At 59.3% G+C, this 22281-nt stretch carries 17 protein-coding genes and 1 pseudogene; 9 read left to right on the forward strand and 9 right to left on the reverse strand.

Going from position 1 to position 22281, the window contains the following annotated elements; all coding sequences use genetic code 11:
• Positions 1-207: 207 nt before the first annotated feature.
• Positions 208-1377 (forward strand): ATP-binding protein, encoded by a 1170-nt coding sequence (locus tag D8U71_RS18560; RefSeq protein ID WP_130888385.1) that lies wholly within the window; start codon positions 208-210, stop codon positions 1375-1377.
• Between the two features lie 475 nt (positions 1378-1852).
• Here the strand turns inward: D8U71_RS18560 and D8U71_RS18565 are convergent, their stop codons facing one another.
• The 4 genes from D8U71_RS18565 to D8U71_RS18580 all read right to left on the reverse strand — a co-directional run bounded on the left by D8U71_RS18565 (position 1853) and on the right by D8U71_RS18580 (position 6965).
• A complete protein-coding gene (locus D8U71_RS18565; RefSeq protein WP_130888386.1) occupies positions 1853-2230 on the reverse strand; it encodes a hypothetical protein in 378 nt (125 codons plus the stop codon).
• Complete coding sequence (locus tag D8U71_RS18570) at positions 2218-2673, reverse strand: hypothetical protein (protein WP_071173469.1); 456 nt, start codon at positions 2671-2673, stop codon at positions 2218-2220. The genes D8U71_RS18565 and D8U71_RS18570 overlap by 13 nt, the downstream gene beginning before the upstream one ends.
• A gap of 301 nt (positions 2674-2974) precedes the next feature.
• Positions 2975-5386: a glucose/quinate/shikimate family membrane-bound PQQ-dependent dehydrogenase gene (locus D8U71_RS18575; RefSeq protein ID WP_073473247.1), complete on the reverse strand. Its 2412-nt coding sequence runs from the start codon at positions 5384-5386 to the stop codon at positions 2975-2977.
• 217 nt (positions 5387-5603) lie between these two features.
• Positions 5604-6965, reverse strand: a complete 1362-nt coding sequence (locus D8U71_RS18580) for a carbohydrate porin (protein WP_122507783.1) — start codon at positions 6963-6965, stop codon at positions 5604-5606.
• Between the two features lie 299 nt (positions 6966-7264).
• Between D8U71_RS18580 and D8U71_RS18585 the strand changes: the two genes are divergently transcribed.
• Together D8U71_RS18585 and D8U71_RS18590 are read left to right on the forward strand one after the other, a co-directional pair.
• Positions 7265-7495, forward strand: coding sequence for a VF530 family protein (locus D8U71_RS18585; protein WP_016773359.1), 231 nt, complete (start codon positions 7265-7267; stop codon positions 7493-7495).
• A gap of 1 nt (position 7496) precedes the next feature.
• A complete protein-coding gene (locus D8U71_RS18590; RefSeq protein ID WP_130888387.1) occupies positions 7497-8135 on the forward strand; it encodes a Pr6Pr family membrane protein in 639 nt (212 codons plus the stop codon).
• A gap of 9 nt (positions 8136-8144) precedes the next feature.
• Here D8U71_RS18590 and D8U71_RS28630 read toward each other — a convergent pair.
• The 3 genes and pseudogenes from D8U71_RS28630 to D8U71_RS18605 form a co-directional block, all read right to left on the reverse strand.
• A pseudogene (locus tag D8U71_RS28630) lies at positions 8145-8231 on the reverse strand (metal ABC transporter ATP-binding protein); the annotation flags it as partial.
• A 24-nt stretch (positions 8232-8255) separates the two neighbouring features.
• Positions 8256-9041 (reverse strand): siderophore-interacting protein, encoded by a 786-nt coding sequence (locus D8U71_RS18600; RefSeq protein WP_125925663.1) that lies wholly within the window; start codon positions 9039-9041, stop codon positions 8256-8258.
• Positions 9038-9613: a PadR family transcriptional regulator gene (locus D8U71_RS18605; RefSeq protein ID WP_016773362.1), complete on the reverse strand. Its 576-nt coding sequence runs from the start codon at positions 9611-9613 to the stop codon at positions 9038-9040. The genes D8U71_RS18600 and D8U71_RS18605 overlap by 4 nt, the downstream gene beginning before the upstream one ends.
• A gap of 495 nt (positions 9614-10108) precedes the next feature.
• Between D8U71_RS18605 and D8U71_RS18610 the strand changes: the two genes are divergently transcribed.
• The 5 genes from D8U71_RS18610 (at position 10109) to D8U71_RS18630 (ending at position 15922) form a co-directional block, all read left to right on the forward strand.
• The gene (locus D8U71_RS18610; RefSeq protein ID WP_125925662.1) at positions 10109-10600 is read left to right on the forward strand and encodes a CS1 type fimbrial major subunit; all 492 of its coding nucleotides are present in this window, start codon (positions 10109-10111) and stop codon (positions 10598-10600) included.
• 111 nt (positions 10601-10711) lie between these two features.
• Positions 10712-13234, forward strand: coding sequence for a CS1-pili formation C-terminal domain-containing protein (locus D8U71_RS18615; protein ID WP_024014182.1), 2523 nt, complete (start codon positions 10712-10714; stop codon positions 13232-13234).
• Positions 13235-13352: 118 nt separating this feature from the next.
• Positions 13353-14096: a molecular chaperone gene (locus tag D8U71_RS18620; RefSeq protein ID WP_122611907.1), complete on the forward strand. Its 744-nt coding sequence runs from the start codon at positions 13353-13355 to the stop codon at positions 14094-14096.
• A gap of 33 nt (positions 14097-14129) precedes the next feature.
• Positions 14130-14630 carry a CS1 type fimbrial major subunit gene (locus D8U71_RS18625; RefSeq protein WP_073473236.1) on the forward strand — a complete coding sequence of 167 codons (501 nt, stop codon included), beginning with the start codon at positions 14130-14132 and terminating at the stop codon, positions 14628-14630.
• Between the two features lie 47 nt (positions 14631-14677).
• Entirely contained in the window at positions 14678-15922 is a 1245-nt protein-coding gene (locus D8U71_RS18630) for a hypothetical protein (RefSeq protein ID WP_130888388.1), read from the forward strand.
• Positions 15923-16066: 144 nt separating this feature from the next.
• Here D8U71_RS18630 and D8U71_RS18635 read toward each other — a convergent pair whose 3' ends face one another.
• Together D8U71_RS18635 and D8U71_RS18640 are read right to left on the reverse strand one after the other, a co-directional pair.
• Complete coding sequence (locus D8U71_RS18635; protein WP_130888389.1) at positions 16067-19210, reverse strand: transglycosylase domain-containing protein; 3144 nt, start codon at positions 19208-19210, stop codon at positions 16067-16069.
• A 673-nt stretch (positions 19211-19883) separates the two neighbouring features.
• Positions 19884-20213, reverse strand: coding sequence for a transposase (locus D8U71_RS18640; protein ID WP_241664242.1), 330 nt, complete (start codon positions 20211-20213; stop codon positions 19884-19886).
• A 601-nt stretch (positions 20214-20814) separates the two neighbouring features.
• On the opposite strand from D8U71_RS18640, the gene D8U71_RS18645 reads away from it, so the two are divergent.
• Positions 20815-22236, forward strand: a complete 1422-nt coding sequence (locus D8U71_RS18645; RefSeq protein ID WP_125925657.1) for an amino acid permease — start codon at positions 20815-20817, stop codon at positions 22234-22236.
• The last annotated feature ends 45 nt before the right edge of the window (positions 22237-22281 follow it).

Genomic DNA, 22281 nt, shown 5'->3' on the forward strand with positions numbered 1-22281 from the left:
GGGGTGGGGTGGTTTCAATGGGGCGGTTGTGTTTCTGCGTGTGTGTTCAGGTTTGCAAAGTTTTTGACCTTGTTAACCTTGGCGGGCTTTGGGCGGTGGCGAGATCCTTCAGGTCGGCACGGGTGCCTATTGGAATCTAACAATGTCTGTGCATAAATAGCAAAAAACGCTAGTGTTGGTTAGCTTTAACTATTAAATGGAGTTTTGATGGATCCCTATCGTAATCCGTTCGCCCCCGGGGCTGGTTTTCCACCACCGGAGCTTGCTGGCCGAGACCCTGTTCTCGAAATGGCTCGGATTTCCTGCGGCCGAGCAGTGAGGGGCAAACCTGCACGGTCGCTGATGCTCCTTGGCCTTCGTGGAGTGGGCAAGACGGTACTCCTGAATGAGATCGGCAATATCGCCAGACAAGAGGGAATGCTCGTTTCCCAGCTCGAAGCTCCGGAGAAAAATACACTTTCCACTCTTCTTTACCCTGAACTGCGACGCGTATTGCGTTCACTGTCGGGATTCGAAGGAGCAAAGCAAATTGCCAGCCGGGGTATGAGCGCCCTGCGCAATTTTGCCTCGATATTTAAAATCGACATCGGTGGCGTTGAGGTAGGCGTTGAGGGTGAAGAACCTGGGCTCGCTGATAGCGGCGATCTGCAACATGATCTTCCAGACCTGTTCGGTGTGATTGGCGAGGGCGCTAAAGCCGCTGGCAAGGGATGGGTGCTGCTCATCGACGAGGTTCAGTACCTCTCGGAAGGCGATCTGTCGGCACTTATCGTTGCGATGCATCGAATGGCCCAGCGCGGGTTGCCTGTGGTTTTGGTTGGGGCAGGACTACCACAGGTTGCCAAATTGGCTGGTGAGGCGAAGTCCTATGCAGAGCGACTTTTCCTCTACCCGCCTGTAGGCGCGCTGGACGAAGAAGCAGCAAAACTTGCTGTTCGAAAACCCGTCGAGGAGGAGGAGCAGACGATCGAAGACGCTGCCCTCCAAGTCATTGTCGCGCGAACGAGGGGTTATCCGTTTTTTCTGCAGGAATGGGGTTCAACTTCATGGGATGTTGCTGCCGGCCCCATGATCACGCTCGCTGATGTCGAACGCGCTTATCCAGAGACTATCGCCGGACTCGATGCCGGCTTCTTCAAGGTTCGTTATGACCGGCTTACCAAAGCCGAGATCCAGTTTGTGATGGCGATGGCCGCCCTTGGTGATGGCCCCTATCCTATGGCAGGTATCGCCAAGGTGATGGACCGTGATCAATCATCGCTGGGCCCGGCCCGGGCCAATATCATTTCCAAAGGTATGATCTACAGCACCGACCATGGTTACCTTGATTTCACCGTTCCTCTTTTCGCGGAATACCTTCGTCGTCGTGGCGAATGAAAATCAGTGGTAGCGCCTTATGTAGTCAGCCGCCGAATTCTTTCCGAAAGTTCTGCCCCGCTTACCTGCCGGTACGCATGGATCAAGAGCATGGGCAGTACTCGATCTTGCGCTCATTGTGGAGCTGCCGAAGGCTGCGATCTTTTGATTTTGATTTTCTGTGGGAGCGAGCCTGCTCGCGAAGGCGGCCTGAATTTGACTAGGTTCCTGGAGTGAATGTAGGTTCTGACCAACGGTTGTATTGATGTCGTATATAGCCCGATCAGGATTCGGATTCGAGAAAGCTCATACCCGGGACGGTAATTTCACTATCGATTTTGATACGCAAGCTGATCATTACAAGATGTCTTTCCATGCGGTTGTTAATGATCCAGTTGCCGGCGACATAGACATTCTCGGGAGCTTTGACCTGCGTATGTAGTAGATATCCTGCAGCCTCGATGTATTGCAACCCGTGGCAGAAGTCACTCCTCTATCAATACGCTCCGCTCGGAGTGTTCCTCGTGCCTGAGGTGTATTGGCAACTGACGATTCTTGACTCGCTGTATCGATACAAGGCGGCCAGTCTGGATTTTTCGCAAACATCCATGACCTGCTCAAATTGCTCGGCAGTTGCCTCGACGCGCCACTGTAGTGTTTGGCCTGTCTGACAATTGGATGCGGCAGGCGTGATGTTCATGGATTTCAATTCATTGAGCGCTGCACTACAGTCGTTTGCCTGCTCTGCGTTATTGTCAGCCTGCGCAGGGAGCCAGGCACTGAGTGCGAATATGGCAGCCGGCAGGGCGATACGCAGTTTCGAATAAAGGCTCATACAGAAGGTCCCCACAACCAGCGTTGTCAGATCGGCCACGTCAGTCCCTGAACCACAAAGAATCCATTACAGGTGAGTTCCCGCGTGTCATTCGTGTGCTGTGCTTTGCCGGAAAATTTGTAATCTTTGAGGTCGTATCGGTACACGAAGTTACTGATTTGGGTTACCGCGATAATTGAAGACGTTGTCGTTTCAAATTCATAGGGACGAGGATCGGCTCGGTCTATGACAATCGTTTCTGAATAGCGCAAAGGGGAAGGATCCTGCGGGTAGCGAAGCGAGATGGAGATGATTCGCGCGCCCGACAAGCCGTCGTTGTGGCGAAAAGAAAAGTCGTATCCCCCTAATGCGTTGATGGAAATGGATGTGCTTGAAGTGCTGTAGCTGGTCAAGTCCAGATAATTACCGCTGATGGTGCCTTTGACATCAGTTTCAATAGAGCCGAACGCGAAGACGGCGTTGGGTACGTTTGGGTTTGCCATGAGAGCTGCCTCTGTATGATCCGAATAATGAAGAGGCAAGTCTGGGTAAAAGCGTGAACGCTGTGAACTGTAATACCTGACAGTTTTTTATTCTTGTTCGCGATAGTTATTCAGGCACAGCGCATTTTCCGAACGCTACCGACCCGCCTGTCGGAAAACTCCGGCGCATTGATCAGCGCCTGCAGGACGAACCTGTTCACAACCGCTTCCACAGGTTTATTCATTGCCTGCCAGGTTGCGCTCACAAAAAAAGGCGATGTCCCTCACGGAACATCGCCTTTTCATTACCGCCAGCTAACGCTTATTCCGGCAGCTTGTACGCAATGATGTAGTCACCCATCTTGGTGCCCAGCGAGCCGTGACCGCCAACAACGAGCAGCACGTATTGCTTGCCGTCCTTGCCGGTGTAGGTCATCGGAGTCGCTTGGCCGCCTGCTGGCAGGCGCGATTTCCACAGCTCTTTACCGGTATTCACGTCATAGGCGCGCAGGTACTGGTCGAGGGTGCCGCTGAGGAAGCCGACGCCGCCGGCGGTAACCATCGAGCCGCCCATGCTCGGTACGCCGAGGGTGAAGCCGATCGGGATTGGCGAGCTGTCGCGGCTGGTGCCGTTCTTGCGTTTCCACACGACTTTGCCGGTGGTCAGGTCGATACCGGCGACGTAGCCCCAGGCCGGGGCCTGGCACGGTACGCCCAGTGGCGACATGAACGGGTGCATGATCACCGCGTATGGCGCGCCGGTGTTCGGCTGCACGCCCGAGGTTTCGCTCTCGCGCTTGCTGCCGGCTTCGACTTGCTCGCGTGGGACCATTTTCGAGACGAAGGCCATGTAGTTCGGGCTGGTGAACAGCAGCTGGCGAACCGGATCGACCGAGACGCCGCCCCAGTTGAACACGCCGACGTTACCCGGATAGATCAGGCTGCCCTGTTCCGATGGCGGGGTGTATTGGCCTTCGTAACGCAGTTCCTTGAATTGGATACGGCACAGCATCTGGTCGAACGGGCTGGCGCCCCACATGGCTTTTTCGGTCAGTTCCGGGGCCAGCAGGTTGAGGTCCGAACGGGCCTGGGTCGGTGCGGTGTGGTCGCCTTTGACAGCGCCTTGCGGTACCGGGATTTCCTTGATCGGAATGATCGGCGTGCCGTCACGACGGTCGAGGACGTACAGGCTGCCCTGTTTGGTCGGGGCGATCAGCGCAGGTTTCACGCCGTCGGCGGTTTTCATGTCGAGCAGGGTAGGCTGGCTGCCGACGTCCATATCCCACAGGTCATGGTGGGTGAACTGGTAGTTCCAGCGCACTTTACCGGTGGCCAGGTCCAGGGCAACGAGGCCGGCGCTGAATTTCTCGGCGCCCGGGGTGCGGTTGCCGCCCCATTGGTCCGGGGTCTGGTTGCCCAGTGGCAGGTAGACCATGCCGAGTTTTTCATCGACGCTGGCCAGCGACCACATGTTCGCCGAGTTGCGGCTGTAGGTTTCGCCCGGGGCCAGAGGCTCGGTGGCGTCCGGCTTGTCGCTGTCCCAGTTCCACACCAGGTGACCGTCGCGCACGTCGAAGGCGCGGATCACGCCCGATGGCTCGTTGGTCGATTCGTTGTCGGTGACGTGACCGCCCATGATCACCAGATCACGGGTAATCGCCGCTGGCGAGGTGGAGTAGTAGCCACCAGCGGTGAACGGGCCGATGCCTTGGGTCAGGTCAACCACGCCGTTGGTGCCGAAGCCTTCGCAGATCTTGCCGGTGTCGGCGTTCAACGCAATCAGGCGGGCATCAGCGGTTGGCAGGTACAGACGACGCGGGCAGGCCTGAGCAACGGCCTGGCCGGCTTCGGAGATGACAGCGGAACCGGCGTTTTCAGACTTGGCATAGGCGGCTTCGTCGTAATACGAAACGCCACGGCAAGTCATGTGGGCGAAGCCCTTGAAGCCGACCGGGCTCTTGATCTGTGGATCGAAGCGCCAGATTTCCTTGCCGGTGTCCGGGTCCAGCGCCAGCACTTTGCTGTGCGCGGTGCAGGCGTAGACCATGCCGTTGGCTTTGAGCGGGGTGTTTTCGTTGGTCAGCTCGACCGGGTCATCGGCAGTTGGCAGGTCGCCGGTCTGGATCCGCCAGGCTTCCTGCAGCTTGCCGACGTTTTCCGGGGTGATCTGCTTGAGCGGCGAGTAACGGTCACCGAACTCGGTGCGACCGTACGCCTGCCAGTCGCCGTCCGGCATGGCCGGTGCGGTGCTGGTCATGTCCGCGCTGTCGCGGCCCAGTTCGCCGAAGGTCTCGCCCGGGTGGGTGAAGAGGCTGGCCAGAGCGGTAACGCCGGCCAGGATCACTGCGACGGTCAGACCGCCAGTGCCGATTTTCGCCGGGCCGTTGAGCAGCAGCGGACGACGGAACCACGGCAGCAGCATCACGAAACCGAGGACAAACCACAGCGCCAGACGCGGCACCAGTTGCCACCAGTCCAGACCGACTTCCCACAATGCCCACACCGTGCTGGCAAACAGCACGATGGCGTACAGGCCCAGCGCCGCGCGGCGGCGCATCAGCAGCAGGATGCCGCTCAGCGCGATGCCGATACCGGCCAGCAGATAGTAAAGCGAGCCGCCGAGCATGCTCAGCTTGACTCCCCCGGCCAGCATGGCCAGGCCCATCAGTAGAAGCAGGATGCCGAGCAGGCCCGGTAGCAGACGGCCCCGACTCGAAGCACTTTCGGTGCTCATAGTGTGATTCTCCGTGACGTTTATGTAGTCCCGCGCTGTAGTCACTTTAGATGACGATTTGGCGCAGGCATGGTTCAGATAAAAACTTGTTCGGCTAACGAAATGCATTCCTGTGGGAGCGAGCCTGCTCGCGAAAGCGGTGTATCAGGCAACACTGCAGCGACTGACAGGCCGCCTTCGCGAGCAGGCTCGCTCCCACAGGGATTAGCTGTGATCTTTAGAACGACGACTGGATCTTGATTCCGCCGATCAGGGCGTCGTCGACGTCGTTCACGCCACCGGGGTGGCGGATGTATTGCAGGTTCGGGCGTACGGTCAGCCAGTTGGTCACGTGCACGCCGTAATACAGCTCGGCGCTGTATTCGGTGTCCTGCGGTGGCAGGAACGCCGGATTGTCGTAGTCGTAGACGGCGTTGGCGCGGTTGGTCATTTCGGCGTTCTTGCGATAGGCCGGGTTGACGTGCACACGAGCGAGGGCAAAACCGATGTCGTCCTTGGCGCGGGCATCGAACGGACCTTTGTAGGTCAGGCCGGCCTGCACGTAGTTGTCGATGGCGTTGGTTTTCTTGTCATGCATCGTCGCGTTGGCGAACAGGCTCAAACCGCGCGAGTGGTCGCTGGCGATGCTGGTGACCTGCTGCTGCACGCCCAGCCATACGCCGTGCTTGCTCGACGCGCTGCGGTAGGCTTCGCCGCTCAGCGCTGCCGGTTGGTCATTGCGGTCTTTATATACGTCAGAAGCCTTGGCATTGCTGTAGTAGTAACCGGCGCGGTATTCGCCCGGCAGGCCGTTGAGCTTCGGCGTCCACACCAGTTCGACCGGCAGGATCGCGCCCTGGGTGCCGCTGCCGCTGAGTTTGAAACCGTTGCCGCGATCGAGGTTCGACGGGTTCTGCTCGTAGGCGCCGATCTGCGCATACAGCTCGGGCGTCAGGTGATATTTGACCCGCAGCGCCCACTGGCTGACCGGCCAGTTGTACCAGATGCCGCCGACCCAGTTGCCGACCTGCGAGCCGCAGAAAGCGAGGTTCTGGAAGTCACAAGGGAAGCTGTTGAAGTCTTCGCCTTCGCCGAAGCGGCCGACCTTGATGTCGAGTTTCTGATCGAAGAATTTCTGCTGGTACCACATCTGCGTCAGGCGCGTGGTCTGGCCACGGCCCCAGACTTCCTGGGCGGAAGTGAAGCCGCCAACGCGTGGATCGTTGATGCGGTCGTTGCTGATGTTGTTGCCGCTGCGTTTGGTGATGGTCAGTTGAAATTCGGCGTCGTTCCAACCGAGGATCTTCTGCAGATCCAGATGGGTGCCGAGGCCGAACTGGTCGCTGTAGCGGGCAGTGCGGTCGTGATCGTAACCGCCGTGCAGGTTGCTGCCCATTTCGCCGGTGTAATCGAGTTTGAAGTCGTAGCCTTTTTCCGCAAGTTCTGTGCGCGTGCCGTTCCAGTCACCGAGCATGTACGGTGATTCACTGTCGAAGGCCGGCGCCGCGTGGGCACAGGTCGCCAAGCCAAGGGCGGTGCAGCCGCCAAGGGTGCGCAGGGCAGAGATAGCGCTGTCTCGGGAGAAGGAAAAGTCAGGCATGAAGAAGTCTTTTTTTGATGTTTTTCGAGTGCAGGCCGAGCGCTTCAGATTGTCGCAGGCAGTTAAGCGTTTCAGCGGAAGGGCGGCAGGATAATGATCTGTAACAAATTGAGAAAGCGCTTTTGCAGACATGCAGCGTTTCGGATTCGGTAACAGTGCGGCAAACGGGCGCATTGTGAGCCGGGCCACAGCCTGCGATCTTCCCGGGTTGGCCTACATTTGCAGGAAGGCCTTCCACCTGCTCTGCCCCTCGGCTAAGGTGCGCGGCTTCTGCATATCACTTCGCCCAAAGGCCCGGCATGAACGAACAATCCCCCGATCCGCTGCACGGCGTGACCCTCGAACAGATCCTCAATGCACTGGTGACTCACTACGAATGGTCGGGGCTGGCCGAGCGTATCGACATCCGTTGTTTCAAGAGCGATCCGAGCATCAAGTCGAGCCTGACCTTCCTGCGTAAAACCCCATGGGCGCGGGAAAAGGTCGAGCGCCTGTACGTGAAGCTGATGCGCACCAAGCGACCGCTCTGAGATGGACAGCGTGAGGCGCCGACGCCTGATCACCGGCCTGGCCGTGTTGGGCTGGGCGGGGCTGGCAATTCAGCTGTACCTGATCTTCTTCGCACGATTGAGCATCGGCGCCAGCCTGCTGGGCGGGCTGGTGAGTTTCTTCAGCTACTTCACCATATTGACCAACACCCTGGTGGCGACGGTGCTGACCTGCGCGGTCACCGAGCGCGAATCCGCCGCGCGGCGCTGGTTTCTGCAACCGTGGGTCAGCAGCGGGATCGCGGTGAGCATCGCCGTCGTCGGTCTGGCCTACAGCATCCTGCTGCGGCACTTGTGGCACCCCGAAGGCTGGCAGTTTGTTGCCGACGAATTGCTCCACGACGTCATGCCATTGCTGTTTCTCGGCTATTGGTGGTGCTGCGTCCCCAAAGGCACGTTGCGCCTCTGGCACTTGCCGCTGTGGCTGACCTATCCGCTGGTGTATTTCATCTACGCCTTGCTGCGCGGGCATCTGCTCGGCGCCTATGCGTATCCGTTCATTGATGTGGCGGTGTTGGGATATCCACAGGTGCTGGCGAATGCCGGGGGGATATTGGTGGGGTTTGTGTTGGTGGGGTTGCTGATTATCGGTCTCGACCGCAGATTGTCCGCACGAAGTTGATATTCAATGTGGGAGCGAGCTTGCTCGCGAATGCGGTGTATCAGTTTGCATGGATGTTGACTGACACACCGCTTTCGCGAGCAAGCTCGCTCCCACAGGGGAATTGTGGTCAGAGGAAAATCACTCCTCGTCAGAGCCCTCGGCGCGCCAGTAGCCGACAGCCTTGATGAACTGTTCATCGAGCCCATGCTCATCGATCAGCACCCGGCGGATCTGCCGTGAGACCTTGGTTTCGGTCGCCACCCACGCGTACAGATTGCCCTTGGGCACCTGCAATTGCTTGACGGTAGCCAGCAGGTTGTCCTTGCCGCCTTCGCGCAGCACCCAGATCACATTGAACTGCGCCGCGCTTTGCAGCACTTGCTGCTCGGCACCGTTTTCCACTTCGATCACCACCAGCGCCCGGCGATTTGCCGCCAGACCTTCGAGGCGGCGGGCGATGGCGGGGAGGGCGGTTTCGTCGCCGATCAGCAGGTAGCTGTCGAAGATGTCCGGCACGATCATCGAACCGCGCGGCCCGCCGATATGCAGGAACTGCCCCGGTTGCGCCTGCTCCGCCCAAGTCGAGGCAGGGCCGTCGCCGTGCAGGACGAAATCGATGTCCAGCTCCATTTTTTCCAGATCGTAACGACGCGGCGTGTAGTCGCGCATCTCGGGCATCGGTCCGTTGTCCTTGCCGGCGCCGAGTTGCAGGGTTTCCAGCGCGGCGGCCTGTTCGGCGTTCTGCGGGAACAGCAGTTTGACGTGATCGTCCGTGCCCAGGCTGATGAACCCGGCCAGTTCCGGCCCGCCGAGGGTGATGCGGCGCATGCGCGGGGTCAGGTCGGCGACGCGCAGCACTTCAAGCTTGCGCCGTTTGATTTCGTGCATCACGCGGTGAATGGTTTGAGTATCGACTGCAGTCATTCGGCTTTCTCCGTGGCAGGTTGAACGGCAGGGCCGTCGACGATGGCTTTGGCGGTGTCGTTGAGCAGGTCGCGCACGCGCAGGATTTCCTCGGCGCTCCAGCGCCCGTGGTGCAGCTGCAAGGCATGGCGCAGGTTGTGCACCGCTTCGTGGATTTCCGGCGGGCGATCATGGCCGCGCAGCGAGCGCTTGCTGACGTCGATGCGCATGCGTACACCGTCGAGCGCCACCGCTTGTTCACTTAAAGACAAACGACCGGCGTCGGTGACGCTGTAACGCTTTTTGCCGGCCTCGGCATCACCGGCGATCAGATCGCTCTCTTCCAGAAAGGTCAGGGTCGGGTAGATCACCCCGGGGCTGGGGCTGTAGGCGCCGTCGAACATGCCTTCGATCTGGCGGATCAGGTCGTAACCGTGGCAGGGCTGCTCGGCGATCAGCGCCAGCAACAGCAATTTCAAGTCGCCGGGGGCGAAGACTCGCGGGCCGCGGCCGCCGCGTTCGCGACCGGGGCGCTTCTCGAAGCCGTCGCGGCCATCGCCATGCTCGCGGTGGGGGGAATGATGGTCTCTCATTTCGCTTCTCTCTCGTCGTATTTAGATACAACTTAAGATATATCTTAAGCGCTGTGCAAGACGTTTTTAGCCTCTGGCGACGCTCGACGGACGAGCGGTCAGCGTGAAAAAAGCCACAAAACTCTTCCCGATCAAAAAATAAAAAGGGGTGACCTCAAAGTTAAAGTTATCGCTCTAGTTGTGCTTGAGTATATATTCTAATTTCTCGCAAGTTGCCGCGTTAAAGCGGCTAAGTTGCTGTATGGTTTTTTGCCTGTAACTGTGTGTAGGGCGCAACTTACAGCGGATGTTGCAAGTATCTGTTTTTTGTTCTTTTTTCTGGCGGGGTGTGGGGTTGTTTAACTACGAGTTTGTCGGAAGTTGCCTGCTTACATTCCAGAGGTAACAGTCGATGATGCCCGGCATTGAAAGTTCAAGTTGCTTCAGCGGTCGACGAGCAAAAGGTTATGAACTTTCAATGACACCCCCTTATATAAAGCAAACAGGTACTGAACGATGTTCAAGAAATTCGCAATCGCTGCTCCACTGGCTCTTCTGGCAATGTCCTCCACTGCCTTCGCTGCGGGCGAGGCGTCGCACTCCATCAGTCTTGTCGCCACAGTGCCAACCACCAGCTTCTTTGTGGTGCCGGTCGACCCTGATCTGGTCAACAAGGACCAGGACATGAGCTACAACCCTGCCACCGGCAAAATGACCGAGGTCAAAGGTTACTTCGACGTACGTAACACTGACGGCTCCGTTCACGCCAGCCTCAATGGCATCCCTATGCTGCAATCGGGTGTCGATCAGATTGCCCTGGACGTTGAATTCAACGGCAAGATTCTTACCCAAGTGCCACAAATGGTTGTGGGTGAAGATGAATCCGACAGTAGCTACCGCGCATTGCTGAAAATCGCTCCGCGTGCCAGCTCCACATACGCGCCGGGTGATTACACCGGAACTATTGCAATGGTTTTCGATGCGGTACCTCCGGTCGGTTCGCGCTGATCGCATGATCGCCTGCTAGACGCCCACCTTCGCCGTGGGTTTGACCGACGGGGCAAACATCCGTGTTTGCCCCGACGGACTTTCATTGTCTGAAAATCAGAGTACGAGTTCATGTTCCCGATGACACCCATCGCGGCTGCGCTTGCGCTGTTGTTCTGTGCCAGCGCAGTCATGGCTTCCGACGCCACCGGTACCACGCCACGCAGTTTGCTGGCGCAGGCCAAAGGCTTGCCGGCGGATTTCGAGGAGCATTTTTTCGATGTACCGCTGGCGGTGCGGGTCGAAGTCGATCAGCAGCCGCTGGGCGAAGCCATGGTGGTGCTGTCGCGAGATGACCGCATCACGCTTCTCGAATTCACCGATACCAGCGAAAACCGCTTTGGCCCGGCCGAGCGGGAAAAGTGGGCGAGCTACCTCAAACCCGGTGTGCCTCTGGGCGCGTGCCGCGGTTCATGTCCCGATCAGTTTCTGGCGGTGCACTACAACCTGCAAAGTTCGCTGGTTTCGATCCTCACTGAAAATGCCGAGCGCGATGTTCAGGCCAAGCGTTATTACGAGCAACCCGACGGCGGCAGTCGTGGCCTGATGGTGCGCAATCAACTCAATCTCAATGGCGGCCAGGATCAGGATCTGGGTGGGCGCTTCGGCCTGGAAGCCAGTTCCAGTCTGGGCAACTGGAGCCAGACCCTCAACCTGCAAATGGCCCGGCTCGGCGGTCCTGATACCAAGCTGTATCACGCCGTGCATGAACTGCACACCCAGCGCGAACTGCAAGGCAGTTTCTTTCGCCTGGGCTATTTCACCCCCAATTCCGAAGGGCTGATGCGTCAGCCGCGCACGTTCGGCACCAGCCCCGACACCGCTGTAGGCCTCATGTATGGCAGCTCCGACAGCCTGGCGATCAACACGCCGATGCCGAGCGTGTATCCGATCTACGTGACCGCCAATCGTCAGGGGGCGGTGGAAATCTGGCGCAATGGTTTGCTGATCAACACGCAATCGGTGCCCGCCGGTCTGCAGTCGCTCGATACGCGGCCGCTGCCGGGTGGCATTTACGAGGTGGAGGTTCGCCTGATCGAGGACGGCCAGATCACCTCCACCACGCAGGAACTGGTCTACAAGCCGAGCAACTGGCGCAACCTCGATGAGCGCTGGCGCTACAACGTATTTGCCGGCGAAGAAAGCAAACTGTTGAGTAACTGGGACAAGCAAAGCAGTGGCAGCCCGACCGCCGGTGCATCGCTCAACTATCTGTTGCATCCGCGGGTGATTCTCGGCGCTTCGGCGCGGCAGATTCGCGAAAAGCTGCAGTACGGCACATCCATCGACTGGACGCTGGCCAACCACCTCAGCCTGTATGCCAATGTCTACAAGACCGAGGATTACGGCACCGGTCTGGATCTGCAAAGCCTTTACAACTACGGCGCGGGCAGTCTGGTGATCAGCCACAACCGCAGCTGGCTCGACACCACCAACACCTACGAAACGCTGCCCGACGGCACACGCGTTCGTCCGCGTAACGTGTTCGTCGGCCAGACCAGCAATTCATCGCTGGCGCTCAATCATCGGGTGAGCAGCAAGAGTTCGGTCAATGCCCGGGTTTCGCACAGCGAAGGCAATGTCGAAGGCATGGGCCTGGATCTGGGTTGGACCCAGCGCACGGTGCTGCTGGGCAGTGATGCCAGTTGGCGCCTGTCGGTCTTTGATCGTCCGGGCAGTTTCAGCAGCGGCGATGCGCGCAACCGCGGGATCGATCTGAGCATCAATCTGGCGCTCGGCGCGCCCGGTCAACAGCTCACCGGCAGCATCGGCTCACGCACCGCCCGTGATGGCGAACGTGACAACAACGCCTCGCTCGGCTGGCGCAAGGATTTCAAGGATCACGTGCTGCAAAGCGTCTCGGTCACGGCGCTCACCGATACCTACGGCCTGGGCATGTCGAGCCTGGCCAATTTCCGCACCGATGCGGTCAACGGCGATGGCTTTATTCAACGCTCGTCCTACAACGGCAATTTCACCGGCGGCCTCAACCTCGACAGCACGCTGGTGGTCGGTGGCGAGCAGATGCTCATGACCAATCACAGCGAAGTGCGCGGCGCCGGGATGATCGTCGATGTCGAATCGGACATCGACGACATCGTCCTGCGCGCGGACGACTATAGCGGGAGCAGCGCTGCCTTGAAGCCGGGGCGCAATTTCATCCCGATAACGGCCTATCAGAACAGCTCCGTGAGCTTCGACTTCGAGGGCAACAACGTGCCCGCAGCGACCATCGAGCCGGCGCGCACTCGCTATCACCTGAACAAGGGCGGGGTGGAGTATCGCAAGATCCGTGTGATGAAAACCCTGACAGTGCTCGGTCGCCTGATCGATGAAGCAGGGCGGCCGCTCAAGGGCCATCATGTGATCAACCATGCCAGCCGTGGCGTCACCGAGGTCGACGGGTTCTTTTCAATGGAGATGAACGCCGGTTCGCCGACCCTCGAAATCCGTCGCGATAATCGCTTGCTGTGTCAGTTCCGCCTCGATGCCAACCAGTACCGCAGTGAAAACAACGTCCTGATGATAGGCGATCTGCGCTGCACGCCAGACACCGTGGCCGACGTCGGTGTCACCGCGCAGAAGGCGGGCTGAACCGATGATCAAGTCCACATTCGGGCGACACGCGCAGCGGAAATATCAGCGTTATCCGGGAAGCCGACGTATGAACGTGCGCGCCGGTGCCTTGTTCCTTTTTCATGGAGTTGAAGTGATGAACCGTGGTTTTTTGCTGGGCGTGCTCAGCGTGTTTTGCCTGACGGCGCAGGCCGGGCCGCAGATCAATGTCGGTACGGTGTACGACTATATGGATGGCGACAAGAGCACCTATCTGAAACGGGTGTTCAACAGCGGCGATGCCACCGCGTTCGTCAAGGTAAACGTTCTGGAGATTGTCTACGATGCCGACGGCACGCCGAAGGAAATCCCGGTTGAGAACGCTGCCGACGGCGCTTCGCGCAACGGCCTGATGGCCAGCCCGGCGCGGCTGATCGTCCCGGCCGAGGGCATGCAGGGCACCCGCTTGCTGTACATGGGTGAACGCGATCGCGAGCGTTACTTCCGCGTGCGCTTCGTGCCGGTGGTGCCGGAAAAGGAAGACGAGTTCGCTGTCAGCCAGGAAGAACGGGAAGACTACAAAAAGGCACTGACGGCCGGGGTCAACGTGATGACCGGTTTCGGCACGGTGTTCTTCGTGCGGCCCAGGGAAACACGGTTTGCCACGACGATCAATGAAACCGACAGCCGCTACGAACTGCGCAACGACGGCAACACCGTGGTGATTGTCGACGAGTTCAGAGACTGCTCGTTGAGCGACGAAACCGACTGCGGTGTGACCACCAAACACCATGTGCTGGCGGGCAAGACGTTCGCTTTCGACAAGGAGAAGGGCCGTGGGTACCGCTTCTTCCTGATCGAAGGCAGCGAGAAGAAGAACCTGACGGTCAGCAGCCGCTAGGTCTGCTTTTCATTGACGCAACGGGTAACCAACATGATCAAGCAATGCTCCGTCGTCGCGCTGATAGCCGCGGCGGCCCTGGCCAGCGATGCGGCCTGGGCGGCTCGGGAAGCACACACGTTCGAAGTGACAGTGGAAGTGCCAAACCGTTCGTTCTACATCATTCCCGCGGTGCCGGACTGGATTCACCGACCGCAGCGGCTCGACTGGAATCACTCGACCTCAAGCCTGAGCAGTGTGCGCAAGTACTTTGATGTGCGTCATGACACCAGTGCGATTGAAGCGCGGCTGGAATCCGCACCCTACCTTTCGAACGGTCGGCCGGCAGACGATATCAGTCTGCGCGTGACCTTTAACAAGGTGGAGCTGAGCGCCGAGATGGCGCCGCGCGAGGTGGTGTCGCAGGCCGAGGCCGCTGCGGGGACACGGGTGCTGTTGCAGATCGACCCGATCAGCCCGGAGGGCGGCTACCGCCCCGGGGATTACGCCGGCAACGTGCTGTTGCTGTTCAGTGCCCGAGCGCCTGGCGAGTGAGATGGCTCGCGCAATGCTGGTATCGAAGTATTTTCTGGAGACCACCCATGATTTTTTCTAGCGCCCCGGGCATCCGCCCATGGATCGGATTGCTGTTGACGTTGTTCAGCGCTGCGGCAGTGGCCGAAGTGCACAACATTGATGCCACCTTCGAGCCGGACTTTGCCAATCCGCAAAAAAATCAGTTCAAGAATCAGACCCCATCCCAGGGTTTCTGCCGTCAGGTACCGGCAACGTGCGAGTCTTTGGGGCTGTTCAGCCTGATCGCGCAAATTCCGTTCGCCGCCAATGCACCGATTCAGGCCAACCACGCCGATCCGCGCCAGGGTGGCATGGCCAAAGTGCCGTCCGACTGGAGGACTGTTTCGGTGACCAACGCTGCCGGTGATAGCCACGTTGTCGAGGTGAGAATCGCCGGTGTTGGTCACGAGGCGGGCTTCCCGTTGTCGGTCGTCGAGCTGACCGGAGGCGGCTGGTGGGATGACTTGTGGGAGGGCGGCGGCTGGGTCTACGCTCCGCCACCGTGTCTGAGTGTCGGTACCCATACAGCGGGATATCATGGTTACAACAGCTTCTGGAGAGTTCCGGAAGGGGCGGGGGCCTGCGCCAAGAAAGCTCAGTTCGATATACCGCTTGGCATGAGCTATCAATATTTCGTCTTTGCCTACGAACTGCGCACGCCGGATCCGCTGAAAATGGACGCTGGCGACTACACCGGTGCCATTACCTACACCGTCGGTCCGAACATGGATTTCGACATGGGCGATGTGATGATCCCGAACGACTCGATTCTGACCCTCAATTTCAATCTGAGGGTTACGCACACCATGAAGGTCGATATTCCTCCCGGCGGCAACCGCGTGGCGCTGCAACCGGTGGGCGGTTGGCAGTCGTGGCTGAACGAGGGCCGCAAGCCGACCCGGCTGATGCGTGACCAGACGTTCAATATCTCGGCCTCGAGCCGCTTCAAGATGAACATCGAGTGCCAGTACTTCTTCGTCAACGACTGCTTGATACGGGAATCGGGCACCGGCCTTGCGGTACCACTGGAAGTCAGCGTCAGCCTGCCCAACGGGCTGACCGATGGCGCCGGACAAGCGGTCAATCGCCGGCGATTGCTGCGCGATGGCACGGGCACCGAGTTGTTTCAGCCGAGCTTTTATCTGGACCGCAAGGTGGGCACGCTGCATTTCGAAGTGGCCCGCGATGCGGTGGAAAGAATGATCAGGGAAGGGGAAGCGCGCACCTATTCGGGCAATGTCACGGTGATCTGGGATTCAGAGGTAGGTTAAGCGCGATTCCGGTCAAGCAGCCCATGCGAGTCTGGCTGCGTTCAGACGCTTGATCGGGCCCCAGCGTCTTGCGCGGCTGCACGGGGCCAGCCTGGCAGAACTCCTCGCGGTCTTTGCGACAGAAGCAAGAGCAGTAATGCGCTGTCATCCGGACAGGATTGCCAACTGCGCCGGCCCGGTGGTAACCACGGGTGGATTTTCCGCCGGACGACATTGCGAGTCACTGCCCGGTTGCAGATACGGCGTGAGAATCGGCGCCATGCCCTTGAGCACCTGCGTGGGCAGGGCCGAGGTGAACTTGAAGTTCTCCGCCGAGCGCCCCGGGACGAATGCGGTAAGCGTGCCGAAATGGTGATCGCCAATGTAGAACACGAAGGTCGCCGTGCGGTTGATCGACTTCGAACTGATGATCCGCCCGCCGGAGCCGATCGCCGCAATGCGGTTGTCACCGGTGCCGGTCTTGCCGCCCATGGCCAGCGGCGTGCCGTCGGGCAATTTGAAACTGCCCGACAACCGTTTGGCGGTGCCGGCATCGACCACTTGCGACAACGCCTCGCGCATGGCTCTGGCCACTTCCACCGGCATCACGCGTTTACCCACGTGCGGGTCGTTGACCAGTCTGGTTTCGTACGGCGTGTCGGCGGCGAAATGCAGGCTGTCGATGCGCAACGTCGGCATGCGCACGCCGTCATTGAGAATGGTGCCGATCAGCTCGGCGAGCGCGGCGGGACGGTCGCCGGAACTGCCGATGGCGGTGGCCAGTGACGGCACCAAGTGATCGAACGGGTAGCCGACTTTTTGCCAGCGCTGATGAATGTCGAGGAACGCTTCGATCTCGAGCATGGTGCGAATGCGGCTGTCGCGCGCGCCTTTGTGCCGGCTCTTGAACAGCCAGCTGTAGACTTCCTGGCGCTCGAAATGGCTGGCCTTGACGATCTCGCTGAAGGTCGCTTCCGGGTGATGCAACAGATAACCCATCATCCACAGATCCAGTGGATGCACCTTGGCGATGAAGCCCTGATCAGGCAAATCGTAACTGCCGGGCCCATAGGCATCGTAGAGGCGGATCAGGCGGTCATCGGTGAGTTTCTCCTTGAGCTTGGCGCCTTTGAGGTGGGCGCGAACAAAGCTGTTGAAGTCTTCCTGGCTGGCATCCGGCAACAGATAACGGTGCACCGCCGCCATGCGAATCGGCGTCGGGCGGATGCTGTCGAGGAAAGTTTCCAGGCGCGCCTGGGTGTCCTTGTTCTTGTACTTCTTCCAGAACTTGAGCAGGAATGAGGTGCCTTCGCGGTCGGCGAAACTGGCCAGGTATTCCTGGCGGCGGGGGTCGCGGTCATCCTTGAGCAATTCGCCGTTGGGGCCTGAGTAGGTGGTGTAACGGACGATGTCGCGCATCAGCCGAATGAACGGCAGGTTGATCGACTCGCGCAGCGAATCGCGCAGAGTCGGCAGGCGACCGTTGTCCTCTTTGCGGAAATTGTTGAATCTGTGCAGGCCGCCGCCGGTGAAAAACGACTCGCCCGGGCTGGCCGAGTATTTGCGATCCAGCGCGGCGCCGAGCAGCTTCGACAGATCGTGATCCTTGTTCTGGATCAGGTAGTCGATGACCCAGCGGCTGAGGCGGTCCTGATCCGGCACTTCGACTTTTTTCAATTCCGGCCCGCTCATCGCGCCGTATTTGTCGTGCAGCTCGGCGACGATTTGCAGGTACGTGGTCAGCACACGCATTTTCGCCGTGGAGCCGAGTTCGAGCTTGCTGCCTTCGTTGATGTCGAACGGCTGATCGGTGCTGTCGGTCTGCACGCGCACGCGCGAGCCGTCCGGGGTCAGTTCGAAGAGGGTGAAGCTGTAGCGCACTTGCGTGGTGCTGGTCGGCGTCAGCAGGCGTTCACCGAGCAGGCCGATTTCTGCAGCGTAGACCGGATCGGCGAGTTTTTTCAGATAAGCCGTGGCCTGCGTTTGCAGGTCGCCCTGCAGGGTGCTGGTGGCCGACAGGTCGAGACGATCGAGGTCGTAAAGCGGCCGGTTGAGCATGCTCGCCAGGCGGCTGCGGGCAACACTGATGCCCTTGTTGGTTTCAATCGGCTGCATCGTTGGCTGGGTCTGCCAGTCGCGGTAGGACACGGTGCTTGCCAGCGCGGCGTCGGCCAGAGCGCTGTCGATCACACCGTTCTGCTTGAGCAGGCGCAGGTGGCTGTCGGTGAGGCTGGCCAATTCCTCGCGGCCCTTGGTCAGGTAATGCGAAGGACGGCGCTGGGCGATCATCAGCGAGAGCATTTCACGCAATGCCAGGCCTTTGGCGGCCATGGTCTGCGGATCGGTCTTCGGGCTGTTCAGTTGCTCGTTGGCCTTGTTGAAATCACTGCCGTACCAGACCCGCAAACCTTCGGCCATGCCGTGCACTTCACCGTGGCCAGGTACCGCCGAGAGCGGCACGCTGTTGAGATAGTCACGCACGATGTTCTGCCGCGAACCTAGAGTCTCTGGGCCATCCTGGTAGGCGCGCACGCTGGCGGAAATCATCTGGCGGATCTTCTCCGCGCCGGACACGGTCAGGCCATCGGGCGAGTGGCGATACTTTTCCAGTTGCGTCGCCAGAGTGCTGCCGCCGGCCGATTGCCCGGGCAGGCGCAGCAGTTTCGCCACTTGCGACCACGCGGCCATGCCGAAGCGCGGCCAGTCGACCGCCGGGTTGGCCAGCGGTTGTTTCGGGTCGAGGAGAAAGCGGTTTTCGATGAACAGCAAACTGCTGACCACCACCGGCGGAATCGCCGCGAAGTCGGCATACAGTTGCTGCGGATAGTTGTATCGATACAGCGGCGCGCCTCGGCAATCGGTGATCGACAATCCGGCCTGGATCTTTTCCGAATACGGCACGAACAGGCCTTTGTCGGTGTAACCGAGCAGGGCAGGGGAAAAGCGTGTCTGCTCGGTGATCACGTAATTGCGCTTGAGCAGGCGCGGCAGGAATTCGTCCAGAGAGCTGTAACCCAGGCGCAGATCGAACGGCCCGTTGCCCGGATAACGAATCGCTTCGCTGGGGCCGGGTTCAAGTTTGTAGGTCAGCGAAGCGGCGTACTGGCTCAGCTCCCGCGCCTGGAAACGCGAGGTGCGCATTTCCTTGGACGCAGCGAGTCCCACCACCACCGCAATGATCAAAAACAGCAACCAGAAAGCCTTCCACCCGTGCCGGTTGCGACGGGGTTTTTCAGGGACAGGCGCTTCATTCACACGTTCAGTCTGAACCACGGTTTTACTCGAATCGGTTTGCCACAAAGCGCCCATAGTCGACTGATCCATTCACGCAGATTGATCGGACTTGTCTGAAGCTTAGACGGTGGTTGAAGCCGGTGAAAAAAATGTGAAGAGCGGAGCCGGCGCTTTATCTGAATAAAACTGGAACAAACACTGTGGCGAGGGGATTCATCCCCGTTGGGCTGCAAAGCAGCCCCAAAACCTGCCAACACGGTTTCTACAGGCACACCGCGTGTGAGGAAATTGCGACTGCTGCGCAGCCGAGCGGGGATAAATCCCCTCACCATAAAGATACTGTTCACATCCCGGGATGTTGTCTGTGTGAGGAAAGGACTCCCTGTGGCTGGCAGATTTATCAGTCATGCAGGGATTCCCTGTGGTGAGGGGATTTATCCCCGTTGGGCTGCGAAGCAGCCCCAAAACCTGCCACCACAGTTTCTACATGCCCACCGCGTGTCAGCAAGTTGCGCCTGCTGCGCAGCCGAGCGGGGATTCCCTGTGGCGAGGGGATTCATCCCCGTTGGGCTGCGTAGCAGCCCCAAAACCTGCCACCACAGTTTCTACAGGCACACCGCATGTGAGGAAGTTGCGACTGCTGCGCAGCCGAGCGGGGATAAATCCCCTCACCACAAAGAGGCTGTTCACATCCCGGGAGTTTGTCTGTGTGAGGAAGAAATCCACCTATTCCATAGAACTATTGCGCTCAGAGCCACCAGGCATCCCAAAGCGGGTAATCACCGAGGTTATCGACCAGCCCGGCTCGCAAGGGATTATTGATGATATAGCGGGCGATGGGCTCCAGGTCCTCGCCGTCACGGATCGCACGGTCGTGGTAGCCGGTTTGCCACAGCGGTCCGTGACGTCCGGTTTTTCTGTTAACCGCATGCGTACAGCGAGCCTTTACACCGCCAATGACTTCGCCAAGGGAGCCGCGTTGCAATTGCATCAGCCAATGAAAGTGGTCAGGCATGACAACCCAGGCGATGGACTGCGCGACTCCTTGCTGATGAGCCCGGCGCAGTTCGGCAACCAGTAATCGGCCGGTCTGCCAATCTGCAAATACGGGCTGGCGTTCGTGGGTGACCTAGGTGATGAAATAGGCACGACCGTTTTCCGAGAAACGACCTTGGCGCAGACGGTGGGAGTTGGGACGGACTGGCGTGCGAGCTTCCTTGCTTGTGCTCCTGGCTTTTTCAAAGGTTAGTGGTTGGCCGCCCCGGTCGGCGCTGCAACTGTTGAGCGAAATTTCTGAATCCGTAGGGCGATTTATCCGTGATCAAGCGAGGCGAGACATCACACAGTGGATCAAATGCCCTAGGGCTGAAACATGACGCTGCACCATCGCTGTGCAATACTTCGCGGCTTTTTCAGTGGCGACTTTTCCTACGTAATGCAGGTAATGCCTCTCCGTAGAACCCACTATTGCCGAGAGTTGTCGCTGAATGTTGTGACTTTTAGAGTGAAAAATCCTGCCCTGAGCTTTTTATACTGCACGCCCCGCTGATCTTTCAGGCCCGCCCTGCAAGACGCGTCTGCCCACGAAGCCGACGCGGTTTCCTGCCCAGCCAAGGCCTATCGGCCGACGCTTCGAAACCCGGTGGTCCTATCCAATAACAAGACGAGGTTGTACCCCTATGCCAGTTGGCAATCCTCTGCCGCACGGCGACACCGCTTCGGGCGGTCCGCTCAAACGTGAACTCGGCGAACGGCATATCCGCCTGATGGCACTCGGTGCCTGTATCGGCGTCGGTCTGTTTCTCGGTTCGGCCAAAGCCATCCAGATGGCCGGCCCGGCGATCATGCTTTCCTACATCCTTGGTGGTCTGGCGATCCTGGTGATCATGCGCGCACTCGGCGAAATGGCCGTGCATAACCCGGTGGCCGGTTCGTTCAGCCGCTACGCGCAGGACTATCTCGGTCCGCTGGCAGGCTTTCTCACCGGTTGGAATTACTGGTTTCTGTGGCTGGTGACCTGCGTCGCAGAAATCACTGCGGTGGCGGTGTACATGGGTATCTGGTTCCCGGATGTGCCGCGCTGGATCTGGGCCCTGGCGGCGTTGATCAGCATGGGCTCGATCAACCTGATCGCGGTGAAAGCCTTCGGCGAATTCGAATTCTGGTTCGCCCTGATCAAGATTGTCACCATCATTGCCATGGTCATCGGCGGCGTCGGCATCATCGCCTTCGGTTTCGGCAATGACGGCGTGGCGCTGGGCATTTCCAACCTGTGGGCCCACGGCGGTTTCATGCCCAACGGCGTGACCGGTGTGCTGATGTCGCTGCAAATGGTCATGTTCGCCTACCTCGGTGTCGAGATGATCGGCCTGACCGCCGGTGAAGCGAAGAATCCGCAAAAGACCATTCCCGACGCGATCGGCTCGGTGTTCTGGCGGATTCTGCTGTTCTACGTCGGCGCGCTGTTCGTGATTCTGTCGATCTACCCGTGGAACGAAATCGGCACCCAAGGCAGCCCGTTTGTGATGACCTTCGAGCGGCTGGGCATCAAGACCGCAGCCGGTATTATCAACTTCGTGGTGATTACTGCGGCGCTGTCGTCGTGCAACGGCGGCATCTTCAGCACCGGGCGCATGCTCTACAGCCTGGCGCAGAACGGCCAGGCCCCGGCCGGTTTCGCCAAGACCTCGAACAACGGTGTGCCACGCCGGGCGCTGCTGCTATCGATCGCGGTGTTGCTGCTGGGCGTAGTGCTCAACTATCTGGTGCCGGAAAAAGTCTTCGTCTGGGTCACCTCGATTGCCACCTTCGGTGCGATCTGGACCTGGGTGATGATCCTTCTCGCCCAGCTGAAATTCCGCAAAGGCCTGAGCGCCAGCGAACGTGCCGGCCTCAAGTACAAGATGTGGCTGTACCCGGTCAGCTCGTACTTCGCCCTGGCGTTTCTGGTACTGGTGGTCGGCCTGATGGCGTACTTCCCGGATACCCGCGTGGCGCTGTATGTCGGGCCGGCGTTTCTGGTGTTGCTGACGGTGTTGTTTTACTTGTTCAAGTTGCAGCCGACGCAAGTGTCGCAAGGTTCGGTGCGTTCGGTTTCTTGAACCGTAAGTGCGTAAACAACGAAGCCCTGATCGAGAGATCGGGGC

It is taken from the genome of Pseudomonas sp. Sample_21 (genome assembly GCF_004307525.1).
In the GTDB taxonomy this organism is placed as follows: Bacteria; Pseudomonadota; Gammaproteobacteria; order Pseudomonadales; family Pseudomonadaceae; genus Aquipseudomonas; species Aquipseudomonas atacamensis.

What these genes read in the sequence shown, in the direction of transcription:
- D8U71_RS18560 (WP_130888385.1), top strand. Translation starts at nt 208, where the DNA reads ATGGATCCCTATCGTAATCCGTTCGCCCCCGGGGCTGGTTTTCCACCA.
- D8U71_RS18570 (WP_071173469.1), bottom strand. Translation starts at nt 2,673, where the DNA reads ATGGCAAACCCAAACGTACCCAACGCCGTCTTCGCGTTCGGCTCTATT.
- D8U71_RS18575 (WP_073473247.1), bottom strand. Translation starts at nt 5,386, where the DNA reads ATGAGCACCGAAAGTGCTTCGAGTCGGGGCCGTCTGCTACCGGGCCTG.
- D8U71_RS18580 (WP_122507783.1), bottom strand. Translation starts at nt 6,965, where the DNA reads ATGCCTGACTTTTCCTTCTCCCGAGACAGCGCTATCTCTGCCCTGCGC.
- D8U71_RS18585 (WP_016773359.1), top strand. Translation starts at nt 7,265, where the DNA reads ATGAACGAACAATCCCCCGATCCGCTGCACGGCGTGACCCTCGAACAG.
- D8U71_RS18590 (WP_130888387.1), top strand. Translation starts at nt 7,497, where the DNA reads ATGGACAGCGTGAGGCGCCGACGCCTGATCACCGGCCTGGCCGTGTTG.
- D8U71_RS18600 (WP_125925663.1), bottom strand. Translation starts at nt 9,041, where the DNA reads ATGACTGCAGTCGATACTCAAACCATTCACCGCGTGATGCACGAAATC.
- D8U71_RS18605 (WP_016773362.1), bottom strand. Translation starts at nt 9,613, where the DNA reads ATGAGAGACCATCATTCCCCCCACCGCGAGCATGGCGATGGCCGCGAC.
- D8U71_RS18610 (WP_125925662.1), top strand. Translation starts at nt 10,109, where the DNA reads ATGTTCAAGAAATTCGCAATCGCTGCTCCACTGGCTCTTCTGGCAATG.
- D8U71_RS18615 (WP_024014182.1), top strand. Translation starts at nt 10,712, where the DNA reads ATGTTCCCGATGACACCCATCGCGGCTGCGCTTGCGCTGTTGTTCTGT.
- D8U71_RS18620 (WP_122611907.1), top strand. Translation starts at nt 13,353, where the DNA reads ATGAACCGTGGTTTTTTGCTGGGCGTGCTCAGCGTGTTTTGCCTGACG.
- D8U71_RS18625 (WP_073473236.1), top strand. Translation starts at nt 14,130, where the DNA reads ATGATCAAGCAATGCTCCGTCGTCGCGCTGATAGCCGCGGCGGCCCTG.
- D8U71_RS18630 (WP_130888388.1), top strand. Translation starts at nt 14,678, where the DNA reads ATGATTTTTTCTAGCGCCCCGGGCATCCGCCCATGGATCGGATTGCTG.
- D8U71_RS18635 (WP_130888389.1), bottom strand. Translation starts at nt 19,210, where the DNA reads ATGGGCGCTTTGTGGCAAACCGATTCGAGTAAAACCGTGGTTCAGACT.
- D8U71_RS18645 (WP_125925657.1), top strand. Translation starts at nt 20,815, where the DNA reads ATGCCAGTTGGCAATCCTCTGCCGCACGGCGACACCGCTTCGGGCGGT.